The sequence below is a fragment of the Gardnerella sp. DNF00497B genome (assembly GCF_049262725.1).
GTDB classification, from domain to species: Bacteria; Actinomycetota; Actinomycetes; order Actinomycetales; family Bifidobacteriaceae; genus Bifidobacterium; species Bifidobacterium leopoldii.
In genome coordinates this window covers 932,066-948,486 of the sequence record NZ_CP058400.1, presented here as the reverse complement: position 1 = coordinate 948,486, position 16,421 = coordinate 932,066, and the positions used below count along the sequence as shown (strand labels likewise).

11 protein-coding genes are annotated in these 16,421 nt (G+C 39.1%); 6 read left to right on the top strand and 5 right to left on the bottom strand.

The genetic code is table 11. From position 1 onward, the window contains the following. Positions 1-24: 24 nt before the first annotated feature. Complete coding sequence (locus HXT26_RS03465; RefSeq protein ID WP_421789362.1) at positions 25-726, bottom strand: class I SAM-dependent methyltransferase; 702 nt, start codon at positions 724-726, stop codon at positions 25-27. Between the two features lie 264 nt (positions 727-990). Here HXT26_RS03465 and hflX point away from each other — a divergent pair, with 264 nt between their 5' ends. From hflX to HXT26_RS03445, 4 genes are all read left to right on the top strand, one after another. Continuing rightward, positions 991-2,445 (top strand): GTPase HflX, encoded by a 1,455-nt coding sequence (gene hflX / locus HXT26_RS03460; protein ID WP_101886183.1) that lies wholly within the window; start codon positions 991-993, stop codon positions 2,443-2,445. A 143-nt stretch (positions 2,446-2,588) separates the two neighbouring features. Then, a complete protein-coding gene (locus HXT26_RS03455; protein ID WP_004107125.1) occupies positions 2,589-3,551 on the top strand; it encodes an L-lactate dehydrogenase in 963 nt (320 codons plus the stop codon). 124 nt (positions 3,552-3,675) lie between these two features. Beyond that, positions 3,676-5,160, top strand: a complete 1,485-nt coding sequence (locus HXT26_RS03450; protein ID WP_004107121.1) for a sensor histidine kinase — start codon at positions 3,676-3,678, stop codon at positions 5,158-5,160. Positions 5,161-5,346: 186 nt separating this feature from the next. Then, entirely contained in the window at positions 5,347-5,619 is a 273-nt protein-coding gene (locus HXT26_RS03445; protein WP_004107118.1) for a WhiB family transcriptional regulator, read from the top strand. A 7-nt stretch (positions 5,620-5,626) separates the two neighbouring features. Here the strand turns inward: HXT26_RS03445 and HXT26_RS03440 are convergent, their stop codons facing one another. From HXT26_RS03440 to HXT26_RS03430, 3 genes are all read right to left on the bottom strand, one after another. Then, complete coding sequence (locus tag HXT26_RS03440; RefSeq protein WP_422112093.1) at positions 5,627-7,450, bottom strand: FtsK/SpoIIIE domain-containing protein; 1,824 nt, start codon at positions 7,448-7,450, stop codon at positions 5,627-5,629. Between the two features lie 235 nt (positions 7,451-7,685). Then, positions 7,686-8,984 carry an LCP family protein gene (locus HXT26_RS03435; protein ID WP_032842522.1) on the bottom strand — a complete coding sequence of 433 codons (1,299 nt, stop codon included), beginning with the start codon at positions 8,982-8,984 and terminating at the stop codon, positions 7,686-7,688. Positions 8,985-9,094: 110 nt separating this feature from the next. Continuing rightward, positions 9,095-10,528, bottom strand: a complete 1,434-nt coding sequence (locus HXT26_RS03430) for an LCP family protein (protein WP_064340731.1) — start codon at positions 10,526-10,528, stop codon at positions 9,095-9,097. A 321-nt stretch (positions 10,529-10,849) separates the two neighbouring features. On the opposite strand from HXT26_RS03430, the gene HXT26_RS03425 reads away from it, so the two are divergent. Both HXT26_RS03425 and HXT26_RS03420 read left to right on the top strand, forming a co-directional pair. Further along, complete coding sequence (locus tag HXT26_RS03425) at positions 10,850-14,251, top strand: glycosyltransferase family 2 protein (protein WP_422111877.1); 3,402 nt, start codon at positions 10,850-10,852, stop codon at positions 14,249-14,251. Further along, entirely contained in the window at positions 14,238-15,824 is a 1,587-nt protein-coding gene (locus tag HXT26_RS03420; protein WP_004119870.1) for a DUF5719 family protein, read from the top strand. The genes HXT26_RS03425 and HXT26_RS03420 overlap by 14 nt, the downstream gene beginning before the upstream one ends. Positions 15,825-15,900: 76 nt before the next feature. Here the strand turns inward: HXT26_RS03420 and HXT26_RS03415 are convergent, their stop codons facing one another. After that, a complete protein-coding gene (locus HXT26_RS03415) occupies positions 15,901-16,329 on the bottom strand; it encodes a metallopeptidase family protein (protein WP_004119868.1) in 429 nt (142 codons plus the stop codon). Positions 16,330-16,421: the final 92 nt, after the last annotated feature.

Here is a 16,421-nt window from a genome sequence, read left to right as displayed (position 1 = left end):
TTCTTTAGTGCTTTTAGTATTTCTTTAGTGCTTACTTTTTAGTACTTCTATAATTCGGTATCCTTTAGAGCTTGCATATTTTTCAACGTTGTAGTTTTCGCCAAGATTTTCAGCAAGCCAAGGAATAAGTGAGTCTGAGCCAAGATTTTTTTGCACAACTAAGTAAGCTGCTCCTCCCACTTTTAAACGCGGAATCCAAGTCATCAAAATGTCGTGCAACATTTCTTTTCCAACGCGAATTGGTGGATTGGACCATATGAGATCAAAATTATTAAATTCCAAAGTATTATTTTCTTTTAAAGCGTCATCTACTAAAGAAATGCGAATATGCTTTAAGCCAGCGTTTTTTGCGTTTAGTTCAGTAAGCTCTAGCGCTCGCTCATTTACATCTACAGCTACAATTTCAGCTTCTGGAGATTCTAAGCCCATTGCAATGCTTATAGGACCCCATCCGCATCCAATATCAAGGAATTTGCCATTTTCTGGTGGTTTTGGAGCATGTTTTAGTAGCACAGACGTGCCTAGATCAAGCTTAGAAGCGCTGAATACTCCGTTTGAGACTTGTATAACAGTTTCATGATTTCTCAAAGTTACATGTAACGTTCTTCGCTCATCGCAAGATGATGGTGTTGCAGAAAAGTATTGTTCGCCACTGATTTTTTGCGTTTTTTCTGATTTTGGTGATTTGGTTTTATCGTATTGTTTAAATTGTTGATGACTTTCCATGATCTCGCTCAAAAATACCGTATTTCGCCTATAAATTTAAATTTATTAATATACTTTTTACTATTGTATCTTTATTTACATATCATACATATAGGTTGTGTTCATATATTGTCGTCTCAAGTCACCATAATAAGACAAACGTTGTAAAACGCTATTTACAATGAAATAGAGGAGGGACAGTTGGCGGATAGTAATGTGGCATCCGGGCGAGATGATGTGCTTAATTCAAACGATCTTTCCTCCCTCGAAAATGATTCTAATAATATGAATGAGCATCATCTCACCAATAATGCAGTGCTTTATGCTCATTCGGATGTGCTTTTAGACACTACTTCTGACAGTGAAAAGCATGATGAAGCTTGGCAGGAGCGTGAATCTCGTAATGCTTTAAAGCGTGTAGCTGGTCTTGGTGAATTACAAGATGTTACCGAGGTTGAGTATAGAAAGCTTCGTCTTGAGCGCGTTGTGCTAGTAGGAGTGTGGTCTAGTGCAAAAGGAACTCTTGCTCAAGCTGAAGAATCGTTGCGTGAGCTTGCAGCGTTGGCACAGACTGCTGGTGCTGTTGTTTGCGATGGCATGTTGCAACAAAGATATAGGCCAGATGCTGCAACTTATGTTGGTTCAGGTAAAGCGCGTGAGCTTGCAGCAATAGTTGCTCAACATGATGCAGATACGATTATTGTTGATGATGATTTACCACCTAGCCAGCGTAGAGCTTTAGAAGATGCAACCAAAGTTAAGGTTGTAGATCGCACTGCTGTTATTTTGGATATTTTTGCTCAGCATGCTACAAGCCGTGAAGGTAAAGCTCAAGTTGAGCTTGCTCAATTGCAATATATGCTACCTAGGTTAAGAGGCTGGGGTGCTGCTCTTTCCAGGCAGGCTGGTGGTAGAGCTGCAGGAGATGCTGGTATTGGTTCTAGAGGTCCTGGCGAAACTAAAATCGAAATGGATCGTCGAGCTATTCGAAATCGTATTTCTAAACTTCGCCACGATATTGCAAATATGGCACCTGCGCGCGATGTAAAACGCGGTTCTCGTAGACGACAAGATATTCCAACTGTAGCTGTTGTTGGATATACGAATGCTGGCAAGTCGTCTATTATAAATCGTCTTACTGGTTCACAAGAATTAGTAGAAAATGCACTGTTTGCAACTCTTGATACTGCAGTACGTCGTTCTCAAACTCAAGATGGTAGAAGCTATACTTTGGTAGATACTGTTGGTTTTGTTCGCAGACTTCCAACTCAATTAGTTGAAGCATTTAAATCCACTTTGGAAGAAGTTGGACAAGCAGACGTTATTTTGCACGTAGTTGACGGTTCGCATCCAGATCCTATTTCGCAAATTAATGCAGTAAACGAAGTTCTTGCTAATATTTCTGGTGTAGAAGATATACCTCAAATTATGGCATTGAATAAATCAGACATGATGAGTGATGCTGCGCGAGAACGTTTTTCTTCTCTTTATCCTGATGCTGTTATTGTTTCTGCATTCAGTGGCGAAAATTTACAAATATTGCGCAATCGTTTAGAAGAATTGTTACCGTCTCCTCGTGTTCGTGTAGATGTAACTTTGCCGTACGAGTTTGGTGGATTATTATCAAAAGTTCGTGAAAATGGTGTAGTTGAAAAGGCAGAATATGTAGATTCTGGGGTTGAACTTATTGCTTGGGTCGGACCATCGTTAGCTGCAAAACTTATGAAAGTAGCATTGTAATAATAAATTCCGGTGGTGCGATTAGAGTAAAGGTGTTCATACCAAAAGCTCTTAATGTGAGAGCAGCCCTTAGTAATGCATAAATCGTGGTATTTTGTGTGCTTATAAGGGTGTGATAGGTTGTTGAAAAGAGGTTTTTGCTCATGGTGAGTTCGCAGGTTAAGCCAACTAAGCTTGCAATTATTGGTGCCGGCGCAGTCGGATCTACTCTCGCTTTCGCTGCTGCTCAGCGTGGTGTTGCGCGTGAGATTGTGCTTGAAGATATTGCTAAGGAACGTGTTGAAGCTGAAGTTTTGGATATGCAGCATGGTTCTAGCTTCTATCCTGCAGTTTCTATTGCCGGTTCTGACGATGTGGAAATTTGCCGTGATGCTGACATGGTCGTGATTACTGCTGGTGCTCGCCAGAAGCCAGGTCAGACTCGTTTGGAGCTTGCAGGAGCCACTATCAACATCATGAAGTCAATCATTCCGAACGTTGTGAAGGTTGCTCCTAACGCAATTTACATGTTGATTACTAATCCTGTTGATGTTGTTACGCACGTTTCTATGAAGCTTTCTGGTCTTCCAGCAAACCAAATGTTTGGTTCTGGTACCAACCTTGATTCCGCTCGTCTTCGTTTCTTGATCGCTCAGCACACTGGCGTTAATGTTAAGAACGTTCACGCATACATTGCTGGCGAACACGGTGATTCTGAAGTTCCTCTGTGGGCTTCTGCAACCATTGGTGGTGTTCCAATGTGCGATTGGAACGCTCTTCCAGGTCATGAGCCACTTGATGCTGCTAAGCGCGAAGAAATCCATCAGGAAGTTGTTAACGCTGCTTACAAGATTATCAACGGTAAGGGTGCAACAAACTACGCTATTGCTATGTCTGGTGTAGATATTGTTGAGGCTGTTCTTCGCGACACTAACCGCATTCTTCCAGTGTCTTCTTTGCTCGATGACTTCCACGGCATTTCTGATGTGTGCATGTCTGTGCCAACATTGCTTAATCGCAATGGTGTAAACTCTCGTCTAAACACTCCAGTTTCTGATCGTGAGTTGGCTGCTTTGAAGCGTTCTGCTGAAACTTTGCGCGAAACTGCTGCTAAGTTTGGCTTCTAGTTTTAAAGAATAATTTATAAATTATTAAACCGCTTCTTCTCTTAATTGAGGAGGAGCGGTTTTCTTGTTCAAAACAACAACATGCCTCACAGAATTTTCTGTGAGTTCGATATATTATTACATTATGGCTGATTTTTCTAACATTCTTGCTACTCGTCCTGATTTTAATGACAGTGATCGTGAGTGGCTTCATCATTTGGTGGCCGATTGGCAGGTTATTGCAGATTTGAGTTTTGCAGATTTGCTGCTGATTATTCAAAATGGTGACGGTGATTATGTTGTTGCTGAACAATGTCGTCCTTCAACAGCTATTACTTTGCGTACTGATGATTTGTTAGGTAAAAAATTAGATGATTCTTTAGTACCTGAGCTTAATGAGGCGATGAAATCTGAGACAAGTTTCCACTCTTCAACCTTACGTTCTATTGGTAGAGCTACTGTATGCTACGTTTACGCTCCAGTTCGTCATAGGGGTAAAACCATCGGATTAGTTATGCGCGAAACTAATTTGGCAACGCGTGAATCTAACGGTCGTTATGAAACCGAAAGTATCAATGCTGGTAAAACTTTATTTGACATGATTCCTCGTGAACAATTCCCATATCATGAATCTGTATTAAATCAGCGACATAATGCTCGAGTATCCGATGGTTTTATTGTGCTAGAAGACGATGGAATAGTTCGTTATGCTTCCCCTAATGCCATTAGTTGTTTCCGCAGACTCGGTGGATTAAATACTATGCAAGGTGAATATTTAAGCGAATTTGGCACTAGGTTGTTGCATACAAACGATAATGTTCCCGAAAGTTTACCTCTTGTATTAACTGGAAAAGCTGATGTAGATTGTGAACTTGAAGCGAACCATTCTATAGTTTCCATGCGCTCCTTGCCTCTGTGGGGTCCAAATAATCGTGTTGGAGCTGTAGTGTTATGTCGTGATGTTACTGAAGTTTTGCGACGTGAGCAAGAATTGCGCACTAAGAATGCCACTATTTCTGAAATACATCATCGCGTAAAAAACAATTTACAGGCTGTTTCTGCTCTTTTGCGTTTGCAAGCCCGTAAAACAAAATCTATTGAAGTTAGAAAAGAACTTGAGGAAGCTCAACGTCGTGTGCAAACTATAGCACTAGTTCATGAAGGCTTGAGTCAAACTGCTGACGAAATTGTTGATTTTGACAAAGTTATTTCGAGTTTGTTGAAAATGTCAATTGAGTTGGCGTCTCAGAATCAAAATATTGATATTGATTTTGTTGGAAAATTTGGCAGATTAGCAGCTCAGGATGCTACACCATTATCTCTTGTTTTAACTGAGTTAGTGACGAATGCAGTTGAACATGGTTTTGAAGGTCGTGAAAAAGGTCATATTCGTATTGCAGTTGGTAGGGGCGGAGACAATCTTAATATTGTCGTTGAAGATGATGGAGATGGTATAGATAGCGAGTCTTCTCATGGAATGGCTAAACCATCTGGCTCTGGCCTTGGAACGCAGATCATAAACACATTTGTCACTAACGATTTTGGTGGTACAGTTCGTTGGTCTCCTCGAAGAGAAGGCGGAACTAGGGTAGTGTTAGACATTAAATTGCGCGTATCTGGTATTGAGTAGCTTTAGTAAAAATTGTTTTCCAACGTGCATTAAATGTTATACATTTAGTGTAAAAAGTATAGGAACAATTAAAATTGCTAATAAAGATGCAAAATACCTTGAAAAAACTTTCTTTTCATGATTTCCTTACATTCAGGGGAACTTCTAAAGCTCACCGTTGTAGGTAAGAAATGAGGATAATAATTCATGAGCAACTCGTTTGATTGGCGCACAACAGCAGCATGTAGTGACAAAGATCCTGAACTGTTCTTTCCTCTTGGCAGTGCTGGTACAGCAGTTCAACAGCTTGAAGAAGCAAAAGCAGTATGTCGCTCATGTGATGTTGCAACAGAGTGCTTAAAATGCGCATTAGAAACTAACCAAGATTACGGTGTGTGGGGAGGATTAAGCGAGGATGAGCGTAGAACTCTAAAGCGTAGAGCAATGCGCGCACGTAAAAGTCAAGATGCGTCACTATGAATAAATTTTATTCTAGGTGCACTATTTGAGTTAAACTTGCTGATCCTGGAGTGATTAAAACACATCGTCCTGGAAGTTGATAGTCTTCAATATCAAAACTTTTAGATAAAGCAGAAGGTATTCCAAGCATTGTATCTGTGCCAATATCTCCTGTTGGAAATATTATCCTCACTGTTGCTTGCTCAGGTAAACGTAAGTAGCGAGAAGTGCTAGTGCTCATAATAACTGGGTATTGTTTACTATTTAATCTTTTTTGAAAAGCAATAGCAGTTTGTCTCGTATTTAGCGGATCAAGCAATTCATCCGCATCGTCAATAATGATTGGCGTATTTTCGTTGTAAATGTTATTAATGTTTTGTTCGTATAGTGATTTTCCTGAATATATTGGCAGGTTTAAAGTTTTAGAAATTATTTTTAATATTGTTGTTTTGCCTTGTTTTCTACTTCCAATAACAGCGATATTTCCAAGGTGAATTGGTAATAGAGCAGGATATAAGTGTATGGTATCGTCTTGCAAACCAATAATAATATGCTTCGTATGAAATTCTTGAGTACGTAAACTTTGAGATATTTTTTGCTCCGAATTTTTGTATTTGTAATTATTTGAATACTCTGCAAGTTGTTTTGATGAAAGAATCGACGGCAATGGTTTGCTAAATAATTCTGGAGAATGATCATGATGGCAGAATCTACCAGCTAACTGTATTGCTCGTACTAAATGTGCAGGATTGCTGCTTTGAGCACATCGCAAAGCAGCTACTCCTTCTCCAATATTGTAATATGCGGCTCCTGGTGTATTTGGGCTTATTCTAGCTGCATGCGCTGTTCCTAATAATTCTTGCGATTGCATTCCGTCTCTAACTCTCAAGCAAATATTAATAGAAATATTAGCTTTCATATCTGCGCTTACTTGTACGAGTGGATTTTGAGTTCCAGCAATAATATGCATTCCCAAAGATCTGCCTACTGATGCAATTCGTATAAGACGAGGCATGTAGTCGGGAAGTTGATCTTTTAAAGCATGAAATTCGTCAATAACAATAAGCAATGAAGGCTCAGCTGGAGTTACTTGTGCAATATTATTACACCCATGATGAGCTACTAGTCTTTCTCGTCTATCTAGTTCTAGTTCGAGACCTTTTAGAGCGCGTATTGCGTGTTTAAGATTTAAATCTCCTACGTTTCCCATAGCATGTGGGAGTTTAGATAGTATGTCAAAAGTTGCTCCTCCTTTAAAATCCATAAAAACAAACCGTAGCTGCTGTGGGCCGTATTGAAAAGCCAAAGCTAAACACCAAGTCGTAAGAAGTACTGATTTACCAGAACCAGTTGTTCCAGCAACTAAAGCATGTGGTCCATTGTTAATTAAATCTAAATAGCAGTATCCATTATTGCTTATTCCAAGTGGAGCTATAAGGTGTTTAGTTTTTGAATTAGGTAAGTAGTTATAAATATTTGTATTTAGATTTTCCTTCATACTATTAGATTGGTTTTTTGTGTCGTATGTTCCTGCATTTTTTAACCATATTTGCAATACTTCTTTCCAGTGATGTTGCGTATTAGAAATTGCATTTCTTCTCATAAGTAATGTTTCTAAACTTACTGGTGTAATAGTATCTGGCAAACTTTCTACAGTTTGTTGATTATAAGTTAAGTTATTTGACGATTGCGTAGTGTTTAATAATTGAATTTGCTGATTTTGTTGAACACTTTGAATAGAATTTTTCTCAGATATGTATTGAAAAATTTGTGGAATAAGACTTGCTATGTACATCATAATGCTTGGAATAATCATGGTTAGCATCATCCAATTATTTTGCATCCATGCCATTATAGCCAATGCTATGTGAGCGAATATGGGAACTATACTCGCTGCCATCTGTACATGCATAAGTACTTTAGTTGTAGACATTCCTGTATTAGATTTGTTACTCATAAATGTATGAGACAATATTTTTGATTTTTGTGCAATACTTATGCAAGATTGTGGTTAAAAGATATGAGTTTAGTGCTTTCTAAGTTATGGTATCTAATTGAAGTGTTGCTTATACAACAATACTTCGAAATTATTGTTGCTCCGCAAGAGTTCCAACTGATCCAGGTTTATGAGTGCCTGATGCAAGTTGGTTGAATAAATCTAAGTTTTTAGCATCATCGAGAAGCACAGATGAACCAACTCCTGGAACTTGATAGTCAGGATTCGTCCAATATACTGTTCCAGATATGCCTGACGGTCCAGTTGCTTCTTTGAATGCTTGAGCCATTTCCCATAATGTTCCTGGATTGGTTTTCTCGTCAAAAATAACTGAAGCAAGTCCCGTTTCAGCAAGCTTTTTTACTTTTCCAAAATTCAATAATGTATTGTGATCTAAAGCTTTTTTCATAATAGCTGCAATAACCATTCGTTGACGTGCAGCTCGTCCAAAATCAGATTCTGGATCTGCGTATCGCATTCGCGAAAATGCTAACGCTGTATTCCCATCAACGTGATGGCATCCAGAAGTCCAATTTAACCCGCTAAACTTATCGCTTACGGTACGGTTGTAGCATAAATCAATGCCGTCTATAGCGTTAACAACATTAGTAAGACCGCCAAAACGTATTTCTGCAACATGGTCAATGCGATGACCTGTAATTTTTTCTATTGCTGCTGTTAATGCTTTATTTCCAGCTGCTTGCGCAACGCTATTAATTTTTACTTGTTCGCCATTTAAAGAAACAAGAGAATCTCGAGGAATAGAAATTAGAGAGCTGTGACCATTGCTCGGCTTTGTCAATACAAGAATAGTATCTGTTCTAAATCCTGTTATCTCTTTAGCTTCTTCGCCTTCTCTTTGATCAGAACCAAGAATAAGCCATGCTTTGCCTTGAGTGCTAGGAGTATTAGTAAGCCAAGTAGTGCGGTTAATTCTTGAGTCAACCCAGTTCCATGAATATACCCCAAAACCAGTTACACCTACTGCCAGAACAACAAAAAATGCAATAAATGCATGTAAAATTCTGTGCGGTTTGTGCGGTAGTATTTTTGCTGCACTTCCAACTGCTTTATTTATAGTTGTTGGAATACGCATTTGTGAAATAGAACTTGTGCGCGGTGCTGGTCTTGGTTGCAATTGCGATGTGTAAGAAACAGGTCTAGAAGAACATTGTTCTGGACTTTTTAAGATTCTTGTTCTTTGAGTTGTAGGCGCAAAAGACGGCGCTTGTGATGGAAGCGCATTAGACTCTATTTTGCCTCTTTTTACGCGTTTTGGAGTGAAACTAGGAGGCACGTTTGAGTTAGATGAATCGTTATTATGAGAAGGAGTGAAGATAGGTGGGTTTATATTATCTTCAGAAGGGTCCTCATACAATCTCGAATTCATGCATCCTCCAAAATAAGCATATGCGCCATATATCTTCAATGACTATGAGTATATAATATACAAGTTATGCTCGTACATTAATATTCATAGATTACATCTTGCTTAATTGTTTACTTTTTTCTAGGCACAGCGCAAAGTACATTGTTTGCATACTTGTCTGCAAAGCCAACGTATTGTCCTGTTTGTGGATCGTGAATAGTTCCATTTTCAGGATTTACAATTCCTCCAGTATTTGGATCAATAAGTTGTCCTTGAGAATTTTTTATTAATCCTGTTTTTGGATCAACATGTCCCATCTTCTTTGGATTTGTAGTTTTATTAAGTTTGTCGTTTTCGCTTATATTGCTATTGTCATCCGTATCTTCATTGTCTTGATCGTTCGTATCCTTAGGCGAATTATTGGCATTCTTTTTGTTAGTGCCGTTAGTTTTATGATTTAGCGATAGCGGTTTATTTTCACGCATTAAATCCCAAATATTGTCTGCTTCGTCAGACCATACAACACGATTTGGATCATAAGGATCTGGAATAACAGGAGTAGTACGAGCATAAATATGTGAAGAATCTAATTTACGCATGCTTAATGCCAAACCGACCAAAGTGGTAGGATTGGCCAAGCCTTCACTTATATTTAATGCTCCCAACGATGCTTTTGCAAGCTGGTAAAGCTCACTTGTCTGAGTAAATAAGTTTTTAGACAGTGCTTGATGTAAAAGCTGTTTAATCAAGTATTGCTGTCTTGTTGTTCGCATTATGTCAGAGCCATCGCTTGCTGTATCGTGGCGCATTCTAGCGTATTGAGTAGCAAGTCGACCATTAAGATGCTGCATTCCTTGTTTGAAATTTACACCCGTATAGGCATCGCGAGTTGCTGTTGGGATGCATACGGATACTCCACCAACTGCATCAATCATATTGCTTAATCCACTGAAATCAGCGACTATAAAATGATGTATATTTAAACCAGTAAGTGAATTAACAGCTTTTAACGAGCATGATGCTGCTGAGGCTAAATCTCCGCCTTGTGCATATCCTAAGGCGAAAATTGAATTAAACATCACATGTTTTCTTGCAGGAATATGTCCTTTTGTAGTGTCGCATGCTGGTGCGTTTACCATAGAATCTCGTGGAATAGAAACGATATTCATGTATGATCTATCTGCGCTAATTTGAACTACCATAGTAGTATCTGACTGATGATCACCAGTTTCACCGTCGTGTGTGAAGCTTTGATTGTTCCCATCTCGAGAATCTTGACCTAAAACAAGAAAAGTTACTGGTTTGCCTGCGTTAATATCAAGTGTCTGATTAGCTTCTGGATCTTTAGATATGACGTTTACAACTCTGTTACTTACAGCAGAAGAAAAATCTAACCACACTGCAGCTATGATTGTTGAAAAGAATGTAAGTACTGAAATAACAAGCATACACAGTATCTTGCGCGTGCGGTTAATCATTCTATAACCAAGACTATGATGAGGAGTTGAATTCCAATCTTCGCCTGGTTGGTACCGCATGCCTTCATGATACCGTGAAGTTGTCATCGTACCTTCTTTCTCAATAATGAGGAACCTTTTAGGTTGTGGCAATATCATTTCTTTTGCCATCGAATAAATCAATATTCAATGGACACATATAACGCGCCATTATAGTACATGGCAATGAGATTTATGACACCTGGTTGTGTTGAATATTATTTGATCTTTTAATGAAAATTTTAATAAGTTTAAGCAAATATTCTAATTAAATTTATATGGAATGCACTGGTTAATATGAACAAAAATATTAATAAAATATGTATAAATTTATTTAGAATTACGACTTGTGTTTTGGTGGATACATACCCCCTGCGTAAACTGGTAAGTATGGATTCGATAACCGCTCATAATCTTACATTTGAAGACGAAGTTTTACAGGTGCTGTCATCTGCGAAAGATGCGCATCCTCATGATGTGGATTCGTCCATTATGGCAATGATGTGTGTGGAGCGAGATACTCGTTTTTATGCTGATACGTTACATGCAGTACTAAGCCAATCAATTCTTCCTGGAACTTTGGTAATAGTCGATTGTGCTAGTCGAGTAAAGCAGACTATGCAAACGAATTTACAAATAAAAATTAATTCATCTATGCTTGCGGGAGCAATTAATACTAGAAAATCATTATTGCAGAATGCTAATAATATCGATTCCAATAATACAATTGATAGCGATTCAAAATATAGACCAAATACTAATCGCGTAAATAATGCTCGCGTAAACAATAGTGAAAATAAATCTGTACGCATAATTATTATTCCCATTTCTTATGCTCATTCTTTTGGAGATGCAATAGAAAAATCTTTGCGCAAGATTTTGCCTTGTGCAGGAGTTTCTGCATTATGGCTTTTGCACGATGATTCTCGTCCTGCAGACTTCCATTGCTTAGAATATTTGCGTGAAACTTGGCGCAATACTCCGACTGCATCAGTATTGGGAGCTAAACAAGTTGATTGGCAAGGAAATATCTTGCACAACGTTGGAATGTATGCTTGGCGTCACGGTGTTCATACTCTTACTGTTGACGGCGAGCCAGATCAAGAACAGTATGATGGGCGTGGAGATGTGTATGCAGTATCGCTAGCAGGTGCTTTAGTCACATTAACTGCATGGCAAACTTTACGCGGTACGCAACCATGGATGACAACTTTTGGCGAATCAAGAGATTTTTGTCGTAGAGTATGTCTATCTGGAGGTCGTGTTGTTGTAGTTCCTTCAGCTCGTATCGCACACAGGCGTGCAAGGTTAGAAGGTATCCGTACTCGTAACGGTGATGCTAGAAATCATAATAATTCAGGATCTAAATATGGTGTAGCAGCTTCTCTCGTAGCTAAGCAGCGTTACAAATACACTGATATTAGTATTTTTTTGTGGCCTCTTATATGGATTCTTAGTTTGCCTGCTTGTTTCGTTGGCGCTTTGCATTCGCTGTTTGCTAAACATCCTTATATAGCGTGGATCCGTCTGCTTTTGCCATGGCTTGCTATCATGCAATTACCTAGAGCAGTTTTTGCTCGCAGAAGGATTGCAAGGAATACTCGTGTTCCATTAAAGCGACTTGTTCCTCTTATCGCAGATCGTCATCAAGTTGCACGTTGGCGTGATCGTAGTTCTGCTTTCCAAGCTCAACAGCATTTCGTGCTGTTAAGTCCTCTAGCGAAACGGCATTTGCATATTCGAGTGTTGCGTAGGTGGAGTGCTGTTATTCTTGCGTCTCTTCTTCTTTTTGCAGTCATATTGAATTTATATGGCTCTCCATGGCGTGAAATTTTAAGTGGCGCTTCTTGGAATGCGCAGCAATGGTTACCAACGGGTGCAGATTTCAATCAACTATGGAATTCTGCTATTGGTGCATGGGTTCCTGATGATGGTTTTGGACCTGCAATTCCTCCAGCACCATGGCTAAGTATTTGGGCAATCGCATCAACTGTGGTTGGCGCTAACCCGTTATTGGCTGTCACATTAATGTTCTTCTTAGCTGCTCCAGCTATGTGTTTAAGTTTTTGGGCTCTTGCTGGCGTATTTACGCGCTCGGATACTGTACGTGTATGCGCTGGTATTTGCTGGACTATGATTGCTATTGCTTTTGGTTTGTTTGCACGCGGTGATTTGCCAATGTTAATGACTATGGCATTTTTGCCTGCAGCATTTGCTTTTGCGTTCCATGCTGTTGGAATGTACGTAACAGAAGATCCTGTGCGTCCTGTTAAATCCACTCAATGTGCAGCATGCGCAGCATTATGCTTTATGGTTCCAGTAGCTGCAGAACCGCAGCTTGTTTTGCCTCTTATTGTTATTTTTATTGCAGCGTTTATTATGGTACGCTCTCATCGTATTATGTTTGCGCTTATGCCTATACCATCGATAATTGTTCTGCTTCCTACAATAGGAAGTGCTATTAGATATGGCGGATCTGGAATGTGGCGTCAATTGTTCTCTAGTATGGCTTTGCCATTGAGAAGTGTGCAAGGTGCTCCACGCGTAAGCGATTACGCTGATGTTTTGTTGCACGCTTTTAATATGGCTTCTCCTAATGTTGAAATTAATATGCCATTGATGAGCTTAAGAACAATAATAATGGTAATTTTTGCAATTCTAGCTGTTGTTATGGCTGTTACGTCATTAACTTTGCCTTTTGCTTTGCGAGTTTCTCGAATGATGTGGGTTGTGATTATTTCCGGAATGCTGTTATCTCTTATTGCTGCTCGTGTTGTAGTTGCATCCGATATTTCGGGACCTGTTGCTGCAAGCGTTTTGCCTGGAGTCGCATTATCTACTGTCGGCATTTTATCTTGTATGTGCATGGTTGCCGGTCAAGCTGTTCGACGCTTTGAGCCACTACGTACTTCGAAGGAATCTGAGTCCCAAATTTTTGATAACTATAAAACTCGTGCAAGTAGACGTGCTGCAATGCGTCGTTCTGCGGCACAATTGTTGCAGCACATAATTCGCGTAGCACGCGCTGTTCTTGCAAGTGGCATGTTGACTATGGCGGTTCTTTTGGGTCTTTTTGCTGTATTGAGCGGACCTGCTACATCTATTTGCGCAAATAACAATGAGCTCCCTATGGTTGTTTCTGATTATTTGCGAAAAGACGATACTCGGCGAATACTTGCTTTAAGAGCTCAAAGTATCCATGATTTGTCAATCTCTATTATGCGAACATCTAAGGGAGATGCAATAGACGAATCTCCAGCACTTCGTGTTAGACAAGTAATGTTTGGTGATTCATCAAGTAATAAAGCAATATATCGCGCCTCAGCACAATTGTTATCTCATGCAGATAATGGCGCAATTTCAACGTTAAAGCAACTTGGAATTGGCGGTATTTATATTGTTAATAGTTCAGAAAATAAGCAGGTTTCCCATAAAACTTCTATGTCAATACAACAATTGTTACATCCTTCTGTGCAAACTGTAAGTAATGTTAACAAAGAAGCTACTGAACAATTAATTGCACACGTTAACGCTTCTGACGGTACACAATTGGTTGTTTCATCACGGCAAGGAACTTATTGCAGATTTGATGGTGTGCCTGATTCTAAGTCGTTGTCTTCTACATCTCCGTATTATCGATCTAGGCCTCTTGCGTGGAGAGTTCCTTGGATTATTGTTTCTTCTATGGTATTACTGCTGTACTGTATTGTTGCCGTGCCTCGATTTGGCAGACATGCAATGATAGAACGTTCAGATGACAGGCATGAGGAGGAATTAGATGAACTGGCATAAAAATCCTCATGAGGGCTCTAAGCATGGTGAAGTAAATGCAGATGTAGATATTAATCGCAAGAACAAAATAGTCAGTATTGTCTCACTTGCTATTTTTAGTGCAATAATACTTATTGCTTCTGCATGTGTTGTTGCATTATGCCTACCAATGCCTCACTTTGTAGATAATCCTAATACTCCATCTAGTGGCGTTATAAGTAGTGTTGGTTCTACTCGTTTGCAAACTATTTGTCCTATTCGATTGTCTCTTCCAGATTTGACTCAATATGGTGATAGCGAATATAACGAATCAGAAGGCGATTTACAATCTTCTGCTCGTTATGGTGCTTTTGGAGATGTGTATAGTTCTAGCTTGCGTAACATACGAGATAACAATGATCAATCTATTACGTTGAATTCAAAATCAACTGATGATGATACGTCAGCTTTTATTGCTAACAATAATGTAAATCATGACGCTCAAGTTCTAGAAGGACATTTATCACGAGTTGGATCTGGCACTGGAATATCTGCTTCCATGGTTTCATGGGCTACTAAAGGTGACGTAAAAGGTTTATCTGCAACTACCTGTTCCATGCCGTCTATGAAACAGACATTCCTAGTTCCAGAATCTGCTGATGGAATTTCTATTCGTTTAGAAGCATTTAATGCTGCTTCAAAATCTACTGTTGTTCGTGTTAAAGCTTGGTCTGCAGAACATGGCAACAATCAGTTAAATCTTTCTACAGGAAGTGCTTTTACTGTTCCTGCTCGTTCTCACGCATATTTTGATCTTGCTGCTGCTTCTCCTAAGACTTCTGGATTATACGTGCAAGTTGAAAGCGAGCAGACACCTATAGCATCATTTGTAAAAGTCGTTCATATGAGTGGCTTATCTGTAAAAGGTGTAGATATTGTTCATGAATTAAGCACTCAATCTAACACAAATATTCTTTCAGGTATTAGTGAAGGCGATCAATCTAAGTTATATGTATGGCCAAATAAAGATGGTAATGTAACACTTTCATGGATGAATGATACAGGTTCTAAAGAAGTAAAGAATTTGACGTTAAAAGCACACCATTTGCAAGTTGTCGATCTTGGAAAAGTTCCAGAGCATGTTAATGCTTTGAGCGTAAGTGGAGATGTTCCTACTCAAGTAATGATGTCTATTACTAAAGATGGCAAAGATAATCAGTCAGATGTAGCTTTTATTACACCATCTAACGTGCAAGGTAGTGGCGCAATTGTTTCACCTGTTTCTGCTAATGAAACAGCTCTATACCTTTCTTCTTCAAGCGATAAAGATACTTCTGTGCGTTTGCAAGGATTTGATTTAAATGGTGTATTAGCTGCTACAAAAAACGTAACGATTCCTGCGAATGCATCTTTAAGAATTCCTGTTTCAGACATTTCGCACGATGTAGTTATGTTTATTGCGAAATCGCATAGCAAAGTTTCTTTGTCTGCCCGTATTCATAAAGATGAAATCGATAAGGCTGGTATAGCAGGTATTTCTTGGCTTTCTGCGCAATCTTTGGAGCCGCAAGAAATGAAGGTATACGTTAAAACTGACAATCATATTGTGCAATAATACGAATAAAAATATTGCTATAAGCGACTATAAATTAATTAAAATACTTGATAATTTTAATTAATTTAAAAATTGTTTACAGACCCCAATCTGGATCAATTTCTTCTGGTCTGCGACCGTATAGTTCTGCTAAGCGTTGCACAAGCTCATCTCTGATAGCATATTGAAGTTCACTTCTGCTGCTTACATGAGTGCATAGCGGAAGCCTATACAATACAATTCTAGATTGCATACCACGGCTAGCTGGAAACGCTTGTGAAAGTATTCTGCGGTTTTGTTCCCATAACAGTGGTTGTGAAGGTGGCACATCTTCTACTGCAAATTGAACGTCTTTAGTTAATGCTCTCCAAGCACTGTTAAGACGTCTAATTTGAGCCGCTACCATAGCATCGAACATTCCGCTAGCGGTTCTATATTGTGGCAGGCGAGTACCAAATATTGGTGCCCTAAGACCTCTACCATGCCTATTTCTATAGTGACGTTCTTCCCAAATTAGACCTGTCATGCTTCCACTTTACGAGAAGGCTAGGGCAATAATATGTAAATAATTAATATGCGGTGTGTGAAATACGCTCACACTATAGAATACTGTATATA

What these genes read in the sequence shown, in the direction of transcription:
- HXT26_RS03465 (WP_421789362.1), bottom strand. Translation starts at nt 726, where the DNA reads ATGGAAAGTCATCAACAATTTAAACAATACGATAAAACCAAATCACCA.
- hflX (WP_101886183.1), top strand. Translation starts at nt 991, where the DNA reads ATGAATGAGCATCATCTCACCAATAATGCAGTGCTTTATGCTCATTCG.
- HXT26_RS03455 (WP_004107125.1), top strand. Translation starts at nt 2,589, where the DNA reads ATGGTGAGTTCGCAGGTTAAGCCAACTAAGCTTGCAATTATTGGTGCC.
- HXT26_RS03450 (WP_004107121.1), top strand. Translation starts at nt 3,676, where the DNA reads ATGGCTGATTTTTCTAACATTCTTGCTACTCGTCCTGATTTTAATGAC.
- HXT26_RS03445 (WP_004107118.1), top strand. Translation starts at nt 5,347, where the DNA reads ATGAGCAACTCGTTTGATTGGCGCACAACAGCAGCATGTAGTGACAAA.
- HXT26_RS03440 (WP_422112093.1), bottom strand. Translation starts at nt 7,450, where the DNA reads ATGGCATGGATGCAAAATAATTGGATGATGCTAACCATGATTATTCCA.
- HXT26_RS03435 (WP_032842522.1), bottom strand. Translation starts at nt 8,984, where the DNA reads ATGAATTCGAGATTGTATGAGGACCCTTCTGAAGATAATATAAACCCA.
- HXT26_RS03430 (WP_064340731.1), bottom strand. Translation starts at nt 10,528, where the DNA reads ATGACAACTTCACGGTATCATGAAGGCATGCGGTACCAACCAGGCGAA.
- HXT26_RS03425 (WP_422111877.1), top strand. Translation starts at nt 10,850, where the DNA reads ATGGATTCGATAACCGCTCATAATCTTACATTTGAAGACGAAGTTTTA.
- HXT26_RS03420 (WP_004119870.1), top strand. Translation starts at nt 14,238, where the DNA reads ATGAACTGGCATAAAAATCCTCATGAGGGCTCTAAGCATGGTGAAGTA.
- HXT26_RS03415 (WP_004119868.1), bottom strand. Translation starts at nt 16,329, where the DNA reads ATGACAGGTCTAATTTGGGAAGAACGTCACTATAGAAATAGGCATGGT.